We start from the raw sequence: 16,552 nt of genomic DNA on the forward strand, positions 1-16,552 counted from the left end.
CCCCGAACCCCGCCCCGGCGCCCGGCGCGTACCCGCCGCCGCCGGCCTACAACCCGCAGGCAGCCCCGGGTACACCCGCTCCGGCAGCGCCGACGGCGCCCCCGGCCTACGACGCTCCGCCCGCGTACGGGACGACTCCCGGCTACGGCACAACGCAGGCTTACGGCTCCGCGCCGTCCTACGGGGCCCCCGCATACGGCGCCGCACCCGCCTACAGCTACGGCGCGACCGCGAAGACGAACACCCTCGCGATCGTCTCGCTCATCGCCTCGATCGCGGGCCTCACCTTCGTCCCGTTCATCGGCTCGGTCGTGGGCGTCATCACCGGTCACATGTCGCTCAGCCAGATCAAGCGCACCGGCGAGCAGGGTCGTGGCCTCGCTCTCGGCGGCACCATCACGGGCTGGGTCGGGATCGCCCTCAGCATCATCGCGATCATCGCCGTCATCGCGTTCTTCAGCTTCATCGTCGCGACGTATCCCACGACCTACAGCTCCTGAGCGGCGTACGCTGGAAGCACTGTGAAGAGCTCCAGCCGGACGCCGTCCACCACGTCACTGCCGCGCGCACCGCGCGACGATGTCGACGCGCGTTCGATCCGGTATCTCACGATGATGGGCGTGCGCGTCGCGTGCTTCATCCTCATGGTCGTCATCACGCCGTACGGCTGGTACACGTGGGTGCTCGGTGCTGCGGCGATCCTGCTCCCGTACATCGCGGTGGTCTCGGCGAACGTCAGCGAGAACGTCCGGCGGACGGTGCGCGAAGATCCCGAGCGGGCGCTCACCGCGGCACCCGCCGAGCCCGCATCGGCCCCCGAGCCTCGCGCGGCGGCCCCGACGGTGATCCGCCTCGAGGAGACGCGGCCCAGCGACGACGCCACGACGGATCCCGCGGACGGTCGAGGGTGAGCGCGGATCCCGGTGAGCACGTCGATGCGACGTGCTCACGAGCAGGATGCCGCGCCCCGGCCGCGTGGCGGGTGGAGTGGCGCAATCCCCGCATCCACGCCGCCGACCGGGTGAAGACATGGGCGGCGTGCGACGAGCATCGCGACTACCTCCGCGACTACCTCGCCGCTCGCGACTTCCCGGTCGCGGTGCGACCCCTCGTCGATGACACGGAGGCGATCCGATGAGCGGCCGTAGGGCGGTCAGCATGCAGGACCTGCCGAAGGCCGGCCGCTGGTCGATCTACATCGCGCTCGCCGTCGTGTTCGCGATCGCCTGCGCGTTCCTGTCGAACTGGCAGTTCACGCGCAACGAGGAGCGCTCGGCACAGCTCGCGCTGGTCGAGACGAACTATGACGCACCCGCCGTCGCGCTCGAGGAGCTGATCCCGGCGGGATCGGCCCTCGACCCCGCCGATCAGTGGCGCCCGGTGCGGCTCGAGGGCGAGTACGTTCCGGATGACCAGCTCCTCGTGCGCAATCGGCCGCACGGCGGCACCTCCGCGTTCGAGGTGCTCGTGCCTTTCCGCCTCGACGACGGGCGCGTGCTGCTGATCGATCGCGGCTGGGTGGCGCCGGGTGAGGATCAGCCCGAGCCCGATGCCGTGCCCGCTCCCCCGAGTGGCGCGGTCACCGTGATCGCGCGTCTCAAGCCGGGCGAGCCGCTGCCGTCGTCGGGACGCTCGGCGCCAGAGGGGCAGGTGCCGACGATCAACCTCGCGCTCGTCGCCGAAGCGATCGATCCGGCGACCGCCGAGGCGCTCGAGTTGAGCGCCTACGGGATCATGGTGTCGGAGGACCCGGCGCCCGCGTCGAGACCGAACCCGCTCGAGGCGCCGTCCGAGGACCCGGGGCCGCACCTGTCGTATGCGATCCAGTGGATCCTCTTCGCGATCATGGGCTTCGTCTTCATCGGCTACGTGATCCGCACCGAGCGGCGCCATCGCCGAGAGGACGCGGAGGAGAACGCCGAGACGGATGCCGCGCCGACGGCTCCGGCATCCCGCCGTCGTCGCGATCGCGATGCCGATGACGAGGACGCGCTCCTCGACGCGACGAGCCGCTAGCTCAGCTCACGCGAGCGTGATCAAGTCCGCGTAGTCGCGGCCCCAGAGGTCCTCGACGCCGTCGGGCAGGATGAGCACGCGCTCGGGGTTGAGCGCTTCGACGGCGCCCTCGTCGTGCGACACGAGCACGACGGCGCCCTCGTAGTGCGACAGCGCCCCGAGAATCTCTTCGCGCGACGCCGGATCGAGGTTGTTCGTGGGTTCGTCGAGGAGCAGCATGTTCGCGCTCGAGACGACGAGGGTCGCGAGCGACAGGCGGGTCTTCTCGCCGCCCGAGAGGACGCCGGCGGGCTTGAGCACGTCGTCTCCGGTGAACAGGAATGAGCCGAGCACCTTGCGGGCCTCGGTCGCGTTGATGTCGGGCGCCGCCGACATCATGTTCTCGAGCACCGAGCGCGAGACGTCGAGGTTCTCGTGCTCCTGGGCGTAGTAGCCGATCTTGAGGCCGTGCCCCGGCTCGAGCTGCCCGGTGTCGGGCTTGTCGACCCCGGCGAGGATGCGAAGGAGCGTCGTCTTGCCCGCGCCGTTGAGGCCGAGCACGACGACCTTCGACCCGCGGTCGATCGCAAGGTCGACGTCGGTGAAGATCTCGAGCGATCCGTACGACTTCGACAACCCGGACGCCATCAGGGGGGTCTTGCCGCACGCGGCGGGCTTGGGGAACCGCAGCTTGGCGACGCGCTCCTCCTGGCGGACCTCGTCGAGACCCGACAGCATCTTCTCGGCACGCGCCACCATCTGGTGGGCGGCTGCCGCCTTCGACGCCTTGGCGCCGAACCGGGCAGCCTGCAGCTGCAGCTGTGTGGCCTTCTTCTCGACCCCGGCGCGCTCCTTCTTGCGGCGGTCCTCGTCGGCCACGCGCTGGCGCAGGTAGTTCTTCCAGTTCATGTTGTAGATGTCGATGACCTGGCGGTTCGCGTCGAGGTAGAACACGCGGTTCACCGTCTCACCGACGAGTTCGACGTCGTGGCTGATCACGATCAGCCCGCCCTTGTAGTTCCGCAGGAACTCGCGCAGCCACACGACGCTGTCGGCGTCGAGGTGGTTCGTCGGCTCGTCGAGGATCATCGACTCGGCATCCGAGAACAGGATGCGCGCGAGCTCGATGCGGCGGCGCTGGCCGCCCGAGAGGGTCTTCAGCGGCTGGTCGAGGATGCGGTCGGGCAACGAGAGATTGTGGGCGATCGATGCTGCCTCGGCCTCGGCCGCGTAGCCGCCGAGCGCTTCGAACCGCTCGGTCAGGTTGCCGTAGCGCTTCATCGCCTTCGCCGCGACGGCCGGGTCGTCATCGCCCATCGCGAGCGAGGCCTCGTGCATGCCGAGAGCGAGTGTGCCGAGCCCGCGGGCGTCGAGGATGCGCGTGCGCGCCAGCATCTCGGGGTCACCGGTGCGGGGATCCTGGGGCAGATAGCCCAGCTCGCCCCATCGTTCGACCTTGCCGTCGGCGGGCTGGAGGTCGCCGGCGAGCACCTTCGTCAGCGTGGTCTTGCCGGCGCCGTTGCGCCCGACCAGGCCGATCTTGTCGCCGTCGGAGACGCGGAAAGCCACGTCGGACATGAGCACGCGGGCGCCCACGCGGATCTCGAGGTCGTGCACGGCGAGCACAGCGAAACGTCCGTTCCGTCGGTGGATGTGAAGTCGGCCGAACGGCCAGCCTCCCAGTATAGATCGCCCGGGGGCCCGACGCGGTCGGGCCCCCGGGCGATCCGGTTCTGCGGTGAGCGTCAGCCCTGGGCGATCGCCGTCGCCGCGGCGAGCTCCTCGAGGAGCGTCGGCAGGATCCACGGCAGCGTCAGCGGCGTCGGAGTGAGGGCCGACACCTGCTCGCCGTTGATGAGCGAGGCGACCGCGCCCTTCTGGACGGCGGGGATCAGCTGCGCCGTCGTCGACGAGGTGAAGGTCTCGAGCGCGCCCTCGTCCACGAACGTCAGCACGACATCCGAGTCGATCTTGTCGAGGTTCTCGGGGCTCACCGTCGTGTAGAAGGTGGACTCGCCCGTGTCGAGCTCCGTGACGCTGGGCGGAGACACGAAGCCCAGGTCCTCGAGGATCTCCACGCGCGGGTCGGCGGGGAGGTACAGGTACCAGACACCGGCCGAGTCGACCGGTGTCGAGATCGTGGTTCCCGCGAACTCGGGGTGCTCGGCTGCGGCATCGGCGACGGTCGCGTCGAGCTCCGCGAGGATCGCCTCGGCCTCGGCATCCATTCCGAGCGCCTCGCCGGTGATCGTGACGACGTCACGCCACGGGGTCACCCATGCGCCCTCGGGGTACGCCACCACGGGGATGCCGGCACCGGTGACCTCGTCGAACTCCTCCTGCGTGAGACCCGAGTAGGGGGCGATCAGGACGTCGGGGTCGGTCGCGAGGAGCTCTTCGACCTTGAGCTCGAACGTCGAGTTGTCGAGGATCGTCGGCGCCTCGCCGCCGAGCTCGTCGAGGGCGTCGGCGATCCACGGTGAGATGCGGTCGTCGCCGCCGGAGTAGTCGTCGGACGGGATGGCGACCGGAACGATGCCGAGTGCGAGGACCGCGTCGGTCGCGCCCCAGCCCCACGTCGCCACACGGGTCGGCTCGGTCTCGATGACCGCGTCGCCGAGCGCGCTTTCGATCGTCAGCGGGAAGGCACCGGAGGCGGCGCCTGCGGACTCGTCAGCGGTCTCGGGCGCGGCGGAGGCGCAGCCTGCGAGGGCCAGCGCGACGACGCCGGCGGCGGTCGTCGCGAGTACGGAGCGGAATCGGTTCATGGGAAGGGGTTCCTTTCTTCGGGGGTGCAGATCTGTGACGGCTGAGCGGTGCTCAACCGGCGTCGGGCGGGTTGTGGGCGCCACCGGGGACGGGAACCACGAGGGGCGTCCCGGTGAGCGGGTCGGGGATCACGAGCGCGTCGAGGGCGAACGCCTCGGCGACCACGTCGGCGGTGAGGACGTCGGCGGGAGTCCCGTGCGCGATCAGTCGGCCATCGGCCATCACGATGAGTTCGTCGGCGTACCGTGCGGCGAGATTCAGGTCGTGCAGCACCGCCACGATCGTCGTGCCCTGCTCGCGGTTGAGGTCGCGCAGCAGATCGAGCACCTCGAGTTGGTGGCTCAGGTCGAGGAACGTCGTCGGTTCGTCGAGCAGCAGGATCCGAGGCTCCTGCGCAAGGGCCATCGCGATCCACACGCGCTGCCGCTGACCGCCCGAGAGGTCGCCCACCGGGCGACCGGCGAGTTCTGAGGTGCCCGTACGGCGCATCGCCTCGTCGACGATCGCGGTGTCGTCCGCACTCCAGCGCTGGAAGAGGCCACGGTGCGGATGGCGTCCACGCGAAACGAGCTCGGCGACGGTGAGTCCCTCGGGGGCGACGGGATGCTGCGGCAGCAGCCCCACCGCGCGCGCGTAGGCCGGGCGCGGGATGCGGGTCACATCCGTCCCGTCGAGCTCGATGCGACCGCCGAGCTGCGGCCGCAGCCGCGCGAGAGCGCCGAGCAGGGTCGACTTGCCGCAGGCGTTGGCCCCGATGATCATCGTGATGCGACCGGGCGCGATCGAGAGGTCGAGGCCCGAGATGACGGTGCGACCGGGGTAGCCGGCTTCGAGATCGTGCACGCTGAGTTTCATAGGGTGCGTCCCTTCGAGGTCGCGAGCAGCCAGAGGAGGAAGACCGCGCCGAGGGCCCCGGTGACGACGCCCACCGGCATCGCGACGCCGGGAAGCGCGAACTGCGCGATGAGGTCCGAGACTGCCAGCAGCGTCGCGCCGACCAGCGCGCTCGCCGCGAGCGCGATGCGGCCGTGCGCGACGAGCGGCCGTGCGATCGCGGGAGCGCACAGCGCGATGAACGAGATCGGACCGACGAACGCGCACGTGACGGCGGTGAGCAGCACCGCGACGATGACGCACAGCAGTCGGGCGAGGCCCGGTCGCACGCCGAGGCCGGTGGCCGCCTCGGGCCCGAGGGCGATCACCGGCAGCCACCGCGCCGTGACGAAGAGCACGGGCAGCGCGACGACCCACACGACAGCGAGCACCACGACCTGCCACCAGGGCGTGCTCGAGAGGCTGCCGGTCAGCCAGACGAGAGCCGCCTGCGTCTGCTGCAGCTGCGCCTTCGTCATGAGGAAGCCGATGATCGAGGCGGTGAAGAAAGACAGGCCGATGCCGGCGAGGATCAGCCGGTAGCCCGCGGCGCGCCCGCGAGCGGCCGCGAGGAGCAGCAGGGACGCCGCGAGCCCGCCCGCGAAGGCGATCGCCGCGAGCGGCGGGCCTGTGATGCCGAGGATCAGCAGGCCGAAGACGGCGGCCACGCTGCTGCCGCCCGAGATGCCGAGCAGTTCCGGACTGGCGAGCGGATTGCGCAGGAGCGACTGCAGGAGTGCGCCCGCGACGCCCAGAGCCGCCCCGACCAGCAGCGCCATGAGCAGCCGCGGCAGACGCACCTGCAGCACGACGTACGCCTCGACGCGCTCGCCGGCCCCGGTGAGCGCGGTCCAGACCTGCGCCGGGGTGAGGGGGTAGTCACCCATCAGCAGCGTGGCGACGGCGGCGGCGAGCAGCAGCGCGACGAGCCCGCCGAGCATGAGCGCATGCCGCCGCGATGCCGCGGCGCGGACGACGGCGAGGCCGTTCACAGCGTCACCTTCTGTCCGCGCAGCACGAGCGCGATCAGCACCGGCGCGCCGATGAAGGCGATGACGACGCCCGCCTGCACCTCGCCCGGAGGTGCGACGACCCGGCCGATGACGTCCGCGAAGAGCAGGAGCGCGGCGCCGAGCGGCATCCCAATCCACAGCAGCCGCCCGTATGAGCCGCCCACGATCGCACGCAGGGCGTGCGGCACGACGAGACCGAGGAACACGACCGGCCCGGCGATCGCGGTGGCGCCGCCGGCCAGCAGGACGCTCGCGAGGACGCCGACCGTGCGCGTGCGGCCGACGCTGTGTCCGAGGCCGGTGGCGGTCTCGTCGCCGAGGGCGATGAGGTCGAGTCCTCGTGCCGACACGAGTGCGAGCACGACGCCGATGACGATCGGCCCGAACACGAGGACGACGCTGTCGAGTCCGCGTGCGTTGAGGGCACCGACCGACCAGTAGCGGTAGACGTCGAGCGCCGCGGACTGCGTCGTGAGCACGAGCAGGGTGAGCGAGGTCAGGCCGGCGGTGATCGCGGCACCGGTGAGCGCGAGCTTGGCGGGCGCTGAGCCATCGGGTCCGCGCGACCCGATGAGCGCGACGGCGACCGCCGCGATCGCCGCTCCGCCGAATGCGAACCACACGAAGCCGGAGGGACGCGTGATGCCGGCGAGCGTGATCGCGAGCAGCACGCCGACAGACGCGCCGGCATTGACGCCCAGAAGACCCGGGTCGGCGAACGGATTGCGCGTGAGCCCCTGCATCACCGTTCCCGCCAGCGCGAGCGCGATGCCCGCGAGCAGCCCGATGATCGTGCGCGGCAGGCGCTGGGTCACGACCACCACGTGGTCGTTGTCGCTCGGATCGAACCGCAGGAGCGCATCGAGGACGGTCGCAGGCACGATCGGCCGGGCGCCGACGCCCAGACTCAGCAGGACGGCGACGACGAGCAGCGCGATCGCCGCAGCCGAGACCCAGGCGGTGCGAGCGTGCCCGGTCCTCTGCGCGGCTGCGATCATTCCTGGCGCTCGGACTGACCGAGCCGCCAGTACCCCATGAATGCGACGCGCTTGCGGTCGACGCCGCAGCCCTGCACGAGGTGACGGCGGAGGGTCTTGACCATCGCCGCTTCACCGGCGATCCACGCGTAGAACTCGCCCTCGGAGTCTTCCGGGCTGTCCCACAGCAGCTCCTGGTCGACGTCGATGTCGGCCAGCTCCTGCCGCCGCGGGGCAGCTGCCGCCGCGAGCACGTCGCCGGCGGTCCCGGTCCAGGCGGCCACCGCCTCGGTCAGCGCGGCGCCGTGCGCGCGATCGTCACGCGCGAGCCAGGTCACACGGAACGAGGCCGGCACATCGGGCGTGAGCCGATCCGCGCCCGTCGGCACCTCGATGAACGCGTCGACCTCGTAGGTCTCGTCGAGCGACTCGAGGATCGAGCAGATCGCCGGAGCCGCCGTCTCGTCTCCGGCCAGGACGACGCGACGCGCGGTTCCTGGGTGCCAGTCGAGTCCGAGCCGGTACCCGTCGCTGCGCTGGTCGGGGCCGACGATGACGATCTCGTCCCCCGCGGCGGCACGCTCGGCCCACGAACCGGCCGGCCCCGCGTCGTGGTGCACGACGAAGTCGACGAAGAGTCGGCGCCGCTCGGCATCGACCCGGCGCACCGTGTAGGTGCGCAGCGGGCTGCGCGTCTCGTGGGGCAGGTCTCGCCACGTGGTGTACCAGTCCCCCGCTGCGATCGACGCGGCGTCGTGCTGGCCGATGTCGCTGAGACCGCCGTCGATTCGCGGCAGGATCAGCTTGATGCGCTGATCGAGGCCCGCCGTGCCGAAGACGTCGAAGTCGGCGCCCGTGAAGGCGACGCGCACGAAGTGGGGCGAGAGCCGTTCCACTCCGGCGACCGTGGCGGCGTAGGGGCGGTAGGCGGGACGCGTGCGGGCGACCGAGGAAGTACTCACGAGGTTAGGCTAGCCTTGCCTGCCCTGCCCGCCCAAATCGGGCGTCACATCGTGACGGGATGCCGCTCCTCGTGGGCGTGTCCGAGACGCAGTCCCGGCACGAGAGCGATGAGCGCGAGCGCAGTGGCGATGGCGAACACGGCCGGGAACGCGGCATCCGTCCCCGCCAGAGCCGTGAAGGCGAGACCCATCGTCGCGATCGTCACCGCGGCCCCCACCGAGTCCGAGATCGACAGCGCCGACGAGTTGAAGCCCTGATCCTTCGGCGTCGAATACGCGAGAGTGAGCACCGTCAGCCGCGGGTACATGAGACCCATGCCGGCGCCGGCGAGGGCCCAGCCGGCGATCAGCACAGCCGGATGAAGCCCGAGCAGCGCCGTCGCCGCCGCGACCGCGGTGGATGTGCCCAGCAGCCCCGTGCCGAGAAGGCTGATGCGGGTGTTGCCGATGCGGTCGCCGAACCGCCCCTGCACGTCGGCGGCCGCGGCCCACGCCAGCGCAGCCGCGGTGAGTCCGAGGCCCGCCCACGTCGGCGAGAACGCGTACTCCTCGATCAAGAGGTACGGCACGTAGATCTCGGCTCCGAACAGCGCCCCGGCGATGAGGCCGCGCATGAGCACGACGCTCGGCAGCCCGCGCCCCGACACCAGCGTTCGCCGCGGCAGGAGCGGCCGGATCGCGATCGCGATCACGACGACGGATGCCGCCACCACCGCCCAGCGCCATGGCCCGATGTCACCGGCGAGACTCAGCGCCAGTGCCCCCGCGGCCACCGCCGTCGCCCACGCGAGCCGAGGCGCGACGCCGCCTGTCGCCGGTTCGTCGGTGTGCAGCGGCAATCCGTGCAGGCGCAGCACCACCATCGCGAAGGCGACCACCGTGAGGGCTGCGACCCAGAGGAAGACCCAGCGCCAGTGGAGGAACTCCGCGACGGCGCCGGCGAGGAACGGTCCGATGAGCGACGGCACGACCCACGCGGCCGAGAAGGCTGCGAACACGCGACCGTGGAGGGCCGGCGGGTACACGCGCGCGACGACCACGTAGAGCGCGACCGTCTGCCCGCCCATCCCGAGCCCCTGGATCAGTCGGCCGATCACGAGCGCCGGCATCGACGCCGCGACACCGGCCAGCACGAGTCCGACGACGAACAGCGCGACGGCGGTCGACAGCGGGGCCAGCACTCCCCCGCGGTCGCACCACGCGCCGACGGCGACCATGCCGATGACGCTCGTGGCGAGCGTGCCGGCGAACGCGACGGCGTACAGCGCGTCGCCGTCGAGGTCTGCGCTGACGACCGGCATCACCGTGGTGACGGCGAGAGCCTGCATCGCCGCAAGGAAGATGAGCGCGATCGCCCCCACCGTCACCCACACGAAGCGCGGGTGCCAGATGCCCTCGAGCGTGTCGACCGGTGTGCTCACGCGCGCACCAGTGCGCCGATGCGCTCCACCGCCTCGCGGAGGACATCCGGAGAGCAGCCGAAGTTGATGCGCACGTGACCCTTGCCCTCGGTGCCGAAGAGCGGCCCGAGGTGCAGCGCCACGCGGGCGTCGCGGAGGATCTTCACGGCGGGGTTGTCGCCCCAGCCGAGCGCCGACAGGTCGACCCACGCGAGGAAACCGGCATCCGGAATCCGGTAGCGGGCGCCGGGAACGTGCTCGGCGAGGAGCTCGGCGAGCAGCACGCGGTTCTCGTCCAGCGCCGCCAGCTGGGCGTCCAGCCATTCGTCGCTCTCGGGTGCGAAGGCGGCGACCGCGGCGATCGCGCCGAAGAGCCCCGTGCGCCACTCGATCTCGTCGGGAAGGCTTGAGACGACCCGCGTCGTCGCGTCGTCGGCCGTCACCATCAGCGCGCACTTAAGCCCGGCCAGGTTGAAGGCCTTGCTCGCACTCACGACCGCATAGCCGACGCGCGCGGCGACGGGTGAGGCGTCGAGGAACGGCGTGAAGGTCGCACCCGCGTTCACGAGCGGCGCATGGATCTCGTCGCTGATGACGACGGCGCCGAACCCGGCCGCGAGGTCGGCGAGGGCGGCGAGTGTCTCACGCGAGTGGACGGTGCCGGTCGGATTGTGCGGATTGCACAGCAGGATCGCGCGCGCACCGCCCGCGAAGGCCGCCTCGATGCCGAGCAGGTCGAGCTCCCATCCGGCGCCGCTGTCGACCAGCGGCACGCGCTCGACGACGGCACCGGCCTCGGGGATGCACTCGAAGAACGGCGGGTACACGGGCGTGGTGACGATGACCCGGTCGCCGGGAGAGGTCACCCGGCGCAGGATCTCGACGACGCCCATCATGACGTCGCACGTCGTGCGGATGCGCGCGGGGTCCACGATCCAGCCGAAGCGGCGCTCCGCGAACGCGGCGTACGCGGTCGCGACACCCGGGTCGGGAGGGGTGTAGCCGGTGTCACCGAGAGCGACAGCACGGCTGAGCGCGGCGGTGATCGCCGGCGCCGAGGCGTAGTCGGTCTCGGCCACGAACAGCGGCAGGACGTCTTCGCCGTACTTCCGCCACTTGGTGCTGGACCGCTGTCGCAGCTGGCCGATCGGCAGGGCCTGCAGGGGGGTGACACTCACCCGTCGAGACTATCGAGGGGAACGGATGCCGCGCCCCTCGGGCGTCATATGGCGAAGCCGAGCGCCCGCATCATGTCGCGGCCGTCGTCGGTGATCCGCTCGGGACCCCACGGCGGCATCCAGACCCAGTTGATGCGGAAGCGGTCCACGACCTCGTCGAGCGCCTGGGCGGTCTGCTCTTCGAGCACGTCGGTGAGGGGGCACCCCGCCGACGTCAGCGTCATGTGGATGACGAGGGCGTCGTTCTCGTCGTCCCACCCGAGGTCGTAGATGAGACCGAGGTCGACCACGTTGATCCCCAGTTCGGGATCCATGACGTCCTTGAGCGCTTCGCTGACCTCGTCGTACTTCTCGGGCGTGAGGGTTGCGGTCATGTAACGATTCTACGCTTCGCCGTCGACGGCGGCATCGGCCAGCGGCTCGATGAATCGGTCGTAGCCCTCGTCCTCGAGACGAGCGGCCAGCTCGGGACCGCCCTCCTCGACGATGCGGCCGCCGATCATGACGTGCACGAAGTCCGGGTGGATGTAGCGCAGGATCCGCGTGTAGTGCGTGATGAGGAGCACGCCGAGGCCGGTCTGCTCCTTCGCGCGGTTGACGCCCTCGGAGACGATCTTGAGCGCGTCGACGTCGAGACCCGAGTCGGTCTCGTCGAGGACGGCGATCTGGGGCTTGAGCAGCTCGAGCTGGAGGATCTCGTGGCGCTTCTTCTCGCCGCCCGAGAAGCCCTCGTTGACGTTGCGGGCCGCGAACTTGGGGTCCATGCGCAGATCCTTCATGGACTGCTTGACCTCCTTCGTCCACGTGCGGATCGCGGGGGCCTCGCCGTCGATCGCGGTCTTGGCGGTGCGCAGGAAGTTGGTGACGGTGACGCCGGGGATCTCCACCGGGTACTGCATCGCGAGGAACAGGCCGGCGCGTGCGCGCTCGTCGACCGTCATCTCGAGCACGTCGTCGCCGTCGAGCGAGATCGAGCCGCTCGTCACCGTGTATTTCGGGTGGCCCGCGATCGTGTACGCCAGGGTCGACTTGCCCGAGCCGTTGGGGCCCATGATGGCGTGCGTCTCACCGGTGCGGATCGTGAGGGTCACGCCGTTGAGGATCGGCGTGGTTCCGGCTTCGGTCTCGACCGTCACATGCAGGTCGCGGATCTCGAGGACAGACATGGGGACTTCCTTCACAGCTCTTTTTTGACGGCCGGGTCGATGAGCACGTCATCGCCGTCGATGGTGACCGCGAAGACCGGGACCGGCTCGTACGCGGGGAGATTGAGGGGCTTGCCGGTGACGAGCGAGAATGCCGAGCCGTGGGCCCAGCACTCCAGCGTGTCGCCGTCGACGAAGCCTTCGGCGAGCGAGATGTCGCCGTGCGTGCACACGTCGCCGATCGCGTGCACCTCGCCGTTGGAGTCGAGCACGACGGCCATGGCCACGCCGTCGACCTCGACGCGGAGCGCCGCGTCCTGCTCGAGGTCACTGAGGGCGCACACGCGCTGAGCGGTCATCGGAGGGCCTCCTGGGCGAGTTCGGTCTCGATGGCGTCGAAGAGCTCGGCTTCCAGTTCGGCGACGCCGACCTTCTGGACGATCTCGGAGAGGAAGCCGAGCACGACCATGCGCCGGGCCTCGTCTTCGGCGATGCCGCGCGCCTGCAGATAGAACAGCTGCTCGTCGTCGAAGCGCCCGGTCGCACTCGCGTGGCCGGCGCCGCGGATGTCGCCGGTCTCGATCTCGAGGTTCGGGATCGAGTCGGCGCGGGCGCCCTCGGTGAGCACCAGGTTGCGGTTGGCCTCGTACGAGTCGGTGCCCACGGCGTTCGCGCCGATGAGCACGTCGCCGATCCAGACGCTGCGTGCGCCGTCGCCCTGGAGCGCGCCCTTGTAGAGCACGTCACCGGTGGTGTCGGCGCCCTTGTGGTGCAGGTACACCTGGCTCTCGAGGTGCTGGCCGGCATCGGAGTAGCTGAGTCCGTAGAGCTCGGCGCGCGAGCCGGTGCCGGCGAGTTCGACGCTCGGGTTCACCCGCACGACGCCGCCGCCGAAGCTGACGACGATGTGACGCAGCGTCGCGTCGCGGTCGACACGGGCCTGGTGCGATGCCGTGTGCACGGCCTCGTCGTCCCACTGCTGCACGGTGACCACTTCGAGGTGAGCCCCGTCGCGGACGACGATCTCGACGTTCTGCGCGAGCGCGGCGGCTCCGCCGTGACGCAGCAGCACCGTCGCGTGGGCGTTCGCCCCGGCCTCGATCACGATGTGGTCGTGCGCGGCGCGGTCTGCGCCTCCGCCGGTGGTGGTGATGACCACGGGCTCGGCGATCTCGACGCCGTCGGGGATGCGGACGTGCAGGGCGTCGTCGGTGCGGGACCACGCGAGCGCCGCCGTCAGATCCTCGGGCTGGAAGACGTCGCCGCGCGGCGCGGCGCCGACGCGGAGGCTGCCGGTGACGACTCCGTCGGGTGCGTCGACCGCGACGACGATGGCGTCGCCCGAGGCGTCTGCTTCGGCATCCTGGAAGAGCACGGCAAGCCGGTCGATCGGCGTGTGCTTCCAGTTGACCTCGCGCCCGGTGGGCGTCGCGAAGTCAGCGGGGTCGTACGACCGCGGGCGCTCGGAGCGGGTCTGGATCGGTGCGACCCCCCATGCCCCGTCGGTGTGCGCGGTGGAACCGGGCGCCACGATCGGCGCCTGTGTTGCTGCCGTCATCTAGCCGACACTGCCTTCCATGCCCATCTCGATGAGCTTGTTGAGTTCGAGCGCGTACTCCATCGGAAGCTCGCGGGCGATCGGCTCGATGAATCCGCGCACGATCATCGCCATCGCCTCGTCTTCGGGGAGGCCGCGCGACTGCAGATAGAACAGCTGCTCTTCGCTGACCTTCGAGACGGTCGCCTCGTGACCGAGCTGCACGTCGTCGACGCGGATGTCGATCGCAGGATACGTGTCGGACCGCGAGATCGAATCGACCAGCAGCGCGTCGCAGCGCACGGTGTTCGCGGAATGGTGCGCGTTGGCATCGACCCGCACCTCGCCGCGGTAGCCGGCGCGGCCACCGCCGCGCGCGATCGACTTCGAGACGATCGAGGACTGCGTGTAGGGCGCCATGTGGATCATCTTCGCGCCGGCATCCTGGTGCTGGCCGGGGCCGGCGAAGGCGACCGAGAGGGTCTCGCCCTTGGCGTGCTCGCCGACGAGGAAGATCGACGGGTACTTCATCGTGACCTTCGAGCCGATGTTGCCGTCGATCCACTCCATCGTCGCGCCCTCGTGCGCCACGGCGCGCTTGGTGACGAGGTTGTAGACGTTGTTCGACCAGTTCTGGATCGTCGTATAGCGCACGCGGGCGTTCTTCTTCACGATGATCTCGACGACGGCCGAGTGGAGCGAATCGCTCTTGTAGATCGGAGCCGTGCAGCCCTCGATGTAGTGCACGTACGAGCCCTCATCGGCGATGATGAGCGTCCGCTCGAACTGGCCCATGTTCTCGGTGTTGATGCGGAAGTAGGCCTGCAGCGGGATCTCGACGTGGACGCCGGGGGGCACGTAGACGAACGAGCCGCCCGACCACACGGCGGTGTTCAGCGCGGCGAACTTGTTGTCTCCGGCGGGGATGACGGTGCCGAAGTACTCCTCGAAGAACTCCGGGTGCTCGCGGAGCGCCGTGTCGGTGTCCATGAAGATGACACCCTGCGCCTCGAGCTGCTCGTTGATCTGGTGGTAGACGACCTCGGACTCGTACTGCGCAGCGACACCGGAGACGAGACGCTGACGTTCGGCCTCGGGGATGCCGAGGCGCTCATACGTGTTGCGGATGTCCTCGGGGAGCTCCTCCCAGGACCCTGCCTGCTTCTCGGTCGAGCGCACGAAGTACTTGATGTTGTCGAAGTCGATCTCGCTGAGGTCGGCGCCCCACGTCGGCATCGGCTTGCGGCCGAACAGCTGGTAGCCCTTCAGGCGGGTCTTCAGCATCCACTCGGGCTCGCTCTTGAGGGCGGAGATGCCGCGGACGACGCCCTCGTTGATGCCGCGCTGGGCGACAGCGCCGGCGGCATCGGTATCGTGCCACCCGAATTCGTAGACACCCAGACTCTCAAGCTCCGGGCGGTCGATCAGCACATCAGACATCGTCACGTTCTCCTCCGGGCCCCTGCGGTGTCATCCGCCCCGGCATTCCGACTCCTCCGGTGGAGTTACCGGAGGGGGATGCCGCTGATGGGCCCTCTCATTCGACGCCGGCCATCGCGCCTAGACTGTCGGTGATGCGCACCTCCGAGAGGTGCACGCACCCGACCCCACGATTCTACAGGTTCTCCCCCGGCATCGGACGCTCCGCGTCGTTCATGCTGTGCGTGCGGAACCGGCCCGAGGAGCGACCCCCCGTATGACCGCCGAACCGACGACCACGCCCCGCCCGGGAATCGCGCGGCGGCTGTGGGAGTGGCTTCCCGCGACCATCGACCGCCGCGTGGTCTGGATGGCCTGGGCGACGCTCGTGGTGCAGATCGGCATCGTCGGGACCGGTGGGCTCGTCCGCCTCACCGGATCGGGCCTCGGCTGCCCGACATGGCCGCAGTGCACGGCCGACTCGCTCGTGAACACCCCCGAGATGGGCATCCACGGGGTGATCGAATTCGGCAATCGGATGCTGACGTTCGTGCTCGTGATCGTCGCGATCCTCATGTTCCTCTTCGTCGTCCGCATGCGCCGTGAGCGCCGCGACCTCTTCTGGCTCGCGCTTTCGATCGGGCTCTATGTGCCCCTCCAGGCGATCATCGGCGGCATCACGGTGCTGACGAACCTCAATCCCTACGTCGTCGGACTCCACTACTTCGCGTCGGTGCTTCTCGTCGCACTGTCGGCCGTGCTGGTCGTCCGCGTTTACGCGACGCCCGGGCCGCGCGTCCTCGCGGTGCCGCGCTGGTACGCCGTCACCACCCACGTCACGAGCGTCTTCGTGCTCGTGACGGTGGTGGTCGGCATCCTGGTCACCGGCTCCGGCCCGCACGCCGGCGACGGCGGCGCCGCCCGCAACGGCCTGAACCCCGAGTTCATGCAGCACGTGCACTCGTGGCCCGCCTACATCACGCTGGCACTGACGCTCGTCCTCGTCGCCGGTTCGCGGCGCACTCCCCCGGTGCTGCGGCTCACTCTCTGGACCGGTCTGCTGCTTGCCGTCGAGGCCCTGCAGATCGTGGTCGGCCTGTGGCAGGCGCGCACCGGACTGCCGATCGTGCTGGTGAACATCCACATGGTGCTCGCCGTCATGCTCGTCGCCGCGATGACCGCCGTCGTGATGAATCTGAAGGCGCCCGCGGCCGCGCCGGCGCACACAGCCGACTCATAGGGACTGCATCGCGTTCGCACGAACGCGGATGGAAGCGTGGCGGA

18 protein-coding genes are annotated in these 16,552 nt (G+C 70.1%); 5 read left to right on the plus strand and 13 right to left on the minus strand.

All coding sequences use genetic code 11. From position 1 onward, the window contains the following. From FFS15_RS15510 to FFS15_RS15525, 4 genes are all read left to right on the plus strand, one after another. The coding region (locus FFS15_RS15510; RefSeq protein ID WP_137845954.1) for a DUF4190 domain-containing protein at window positions 1-500 on the plus strand (500 nt) is incomplete at its 5' end. A 21-nt stretch (window positions 501-521) separates the two neighbouring features. Next, the gene (locus FFS15_RS15515) at window positions 522-911 is read left to right on the plus strand and encodes a DUF3099 domain-containing protein (RefSeq protein ID WP_137845955.1); all 390 of its coding nucleotides are present in this window, start codon (window positions 522-524) and stop codon (window positions 909-911) included. Continuing rightward, window positions 908-1,138 (plus strand): hypothetical protein, encoded by a 231-nt coding sequence (locus tag FFS15_RS15520; RefSeq protein WP_137845956.1) that lies wholly within the window; start codon window positions 908-910, stop codon window positions 1,136-1,138. The genes FFS15_RS15515 and FFS15_RS15520 overlap by 4 nt, the downstream gene beginning before the upstream one ends. Next, window positions 1,135-2,016: an SURF1 family protein gene (locus FFS15_RS15525; RefSeq protein WP_137845957.1), complete on the plus strand. Its 882-nt coding sequence runs from the start codon at window positions 1,135-1,137 to the stop codon at window positions 2,014-2,016. The genes FFS15_RS15520 and FFS15_RS15525 overlap by 4 nt, the downstream gene beginning before the upstream one ends. Before the next feature lie 6 nt (window positions 2,017-2,022). Here the strand turns inward: FFS15_RS15525 and FFS15_RS15530 are convergent, their stop codons facing one another. From FFS15_RS15530 to sufB, 13 genes are all read right to left on the minus strand, one after another. After that, a complete protein-coding gene (locus FFS15_RS15530) occupies window positions 2,023-3,621 on the minus strand; it encodes an ABC-F family ATP-binding cassette domain-containing protein (RefSeq protein WP_137845958.1) in 1,599 nt (532 codons plus the stop codon). Window positions 3,622-3,740: 119 nt separating this feature from the next. Next, a complete protein-coding gene (locus tag FFS15_RS15535) occupies window positions 3,741-4,763 on the minus strand; it encodes an ABC transporter substrate-binding protein (RefSeq protein WP_137845959.1) in 1,023 nt (340 codons plus the stop codon). A gap of 52 nt (window positions 4,764-4,815) precedes the next feature. Next, window positions 4,816-5,619, minus strand: coding sequence for an ABC transporter ATP-binding protein (locus tag FFS15_RS15540; RefSeq protein ID WP_137845960.1), 804 nt, complete (start codon window positions 5,617-5,619; stop codon window positions 4,816-4,818). Next, entirely contained in the window at window positions 5,616-6,629 is a 1,014-nt protein-coding gene (locus tag FFS15_RS15545; RefSeq protein WP_249354118.1) for an iron ABC transporter permease, read from the minus strand. Before FFS15_RS15545 ends, FFS15_RS15540 begins: the two co-directional genes overlap by 4 nt. Continuing rightward, the gene (locus FFS15_RS15550) at window positions 6,626-7,648 is read right to left on the minus strand and encodes an iron ABC transporter permease (RefSeq protein WP_137845961.1); all 1,023 of its coding nucleotides are present in this window, start codon (window positions 7,646-7,648) and stop codon (window positions 6,626-6,628) included. Before FFS15_RS15550 ends, FFS15_RS15545 begins: the two co-directional genes overlap by 4 nt. Continuing rightward, window positions 7,645-8,589: a siderophore-interacting protein gene (locus FFS15_RS15555; protein ID WP_137845962.1), complete on the minus strand. Its 945-nt coding sequence runs from the start codon at window positions 8,587-8,589 to the stop codon at window positions 7,645-7,647. Before FFS15_RS15555 ends, FFS15_RS15550 begins: the two co-directional genes overlap by 4 nt. A 44-nt stretch (window positions 8,590-8,633) precedes the next feature. Further along, on the minus strand, window positions 8,634-10,010 hold the full coding sequence (locus FFS15_RS15560) for an MFS transporter (RefSeq protein WP_137845963.1): 1,377 nt from the start codon (window positions 10,008-10,010) through the stop codon (window positions 8,634-8,636). After that, window positions 10,007-11,167: an aminotransferase class I/II-fold pyridoxal phosphate-dependent enzyme gene (locus FFS15_RS15565; RefSeq protein ID WP_137845964.1), complete on the minus strand. Its 1,161-nt coding sequence runs from the start codon at window positions 11,165-11,167 to the stop codon at window positions 10,007-10,009. Before FFS15_RS15565 ends, FFS15_RS15560 begins: the two co-directional genes overlap by 4 nt. Window positions 11,168-11,211: 44 nt before the next feature. Continuing rightward, window positions 11,212-11,541, minus strand: coding sequence for a metal-sulfur cluster assembly factor (locus FFS15_RS15570; protein ID WP_137845965.1), 330 nt, complete (start codon window positions 11,539-11,541; stop codon window positions 11,212-11,214). Between the two features lie 9 nt (window positions 11,542-11,550). Further along, the gene (gene sufC / locus FFS15_RS15575) at window positions 11,551-12,333 is read right to left on the minus strand and encodes a Fe-S cluster assembly ATPase SufC (protein ID WP_137845966.1); all 783 of its coding nucleotides are present in this window, start codon (window positions 12,331-12,333) and stop codon (window positions 11,551-11,553) included. A gap of 11 nt (window positions 12,334-12,344) precedes the next feature. After that, entirely contained in the window at window positions 12,345-12,671 is a 327-nt protein-coding gene (locus tag FFS15_RS15580) for a non-heme iron oxygenase ferredoxin subunit (protein ID WP_137845967.1), read from the minus strand. After that, window positions 12,668-13,870, minus strand: a complete 1,203-nt coding sequence (gene sufD / locus FFS15_RS15585) for a Fe-S cluster assembly protein SufD (protein ID WP_137845968.1) — start codon at window positions 13,868-13,870, stop codon at window positions 12,668-12,670. Before sufD ends, FFS15_RS15580 begins: the two co-directional genes overlap by 4 nt. Then, the gene (sufB, locus tag FFS15_RS15590) at window positions 13,871-15,289 is read right to left on the minus strand and encodes a Fe-S cluster assembly protein SufB (protein ID WP_137845969.1); all 1,419 of its coding nucleotides are present in this window, start codon (window positions 15,287-15,289) and stop codon (window positions 13,871-13,873) included. It lies immediately after the preceding gene. A gap of 349 nt (window positions 15,290-15,638) precedes the next feature. Here sufB and FFS15_RS15595 point away from each other — a divergent pair, with 349 nt between their 5' ends. Next, window positions 15,639-16,508, plus strand: a complete 870-nt coding sequence (locus tag FFS15_RS15595) for a COX15/CtaA family protein (protein ID WP_249354122.1) — start codon at window positions 15,639-15,641, stop codon at window positions 16,506-16,508. The last annotated feature ends 44 nt before the right edge of the window (window positions 16,509-16,552 follow it).

Origin of the sequence: Microbacterium sp. 2FI, from assembly GCF_005502885.1 — a bacterium.
In the GTDB taxonomy this organism is placed as follows: domain Bacteria; phylum Actinomycetota; class Actinomycetes; order Actinomycetales; family Microbacteriaceae; genus Microbacterium.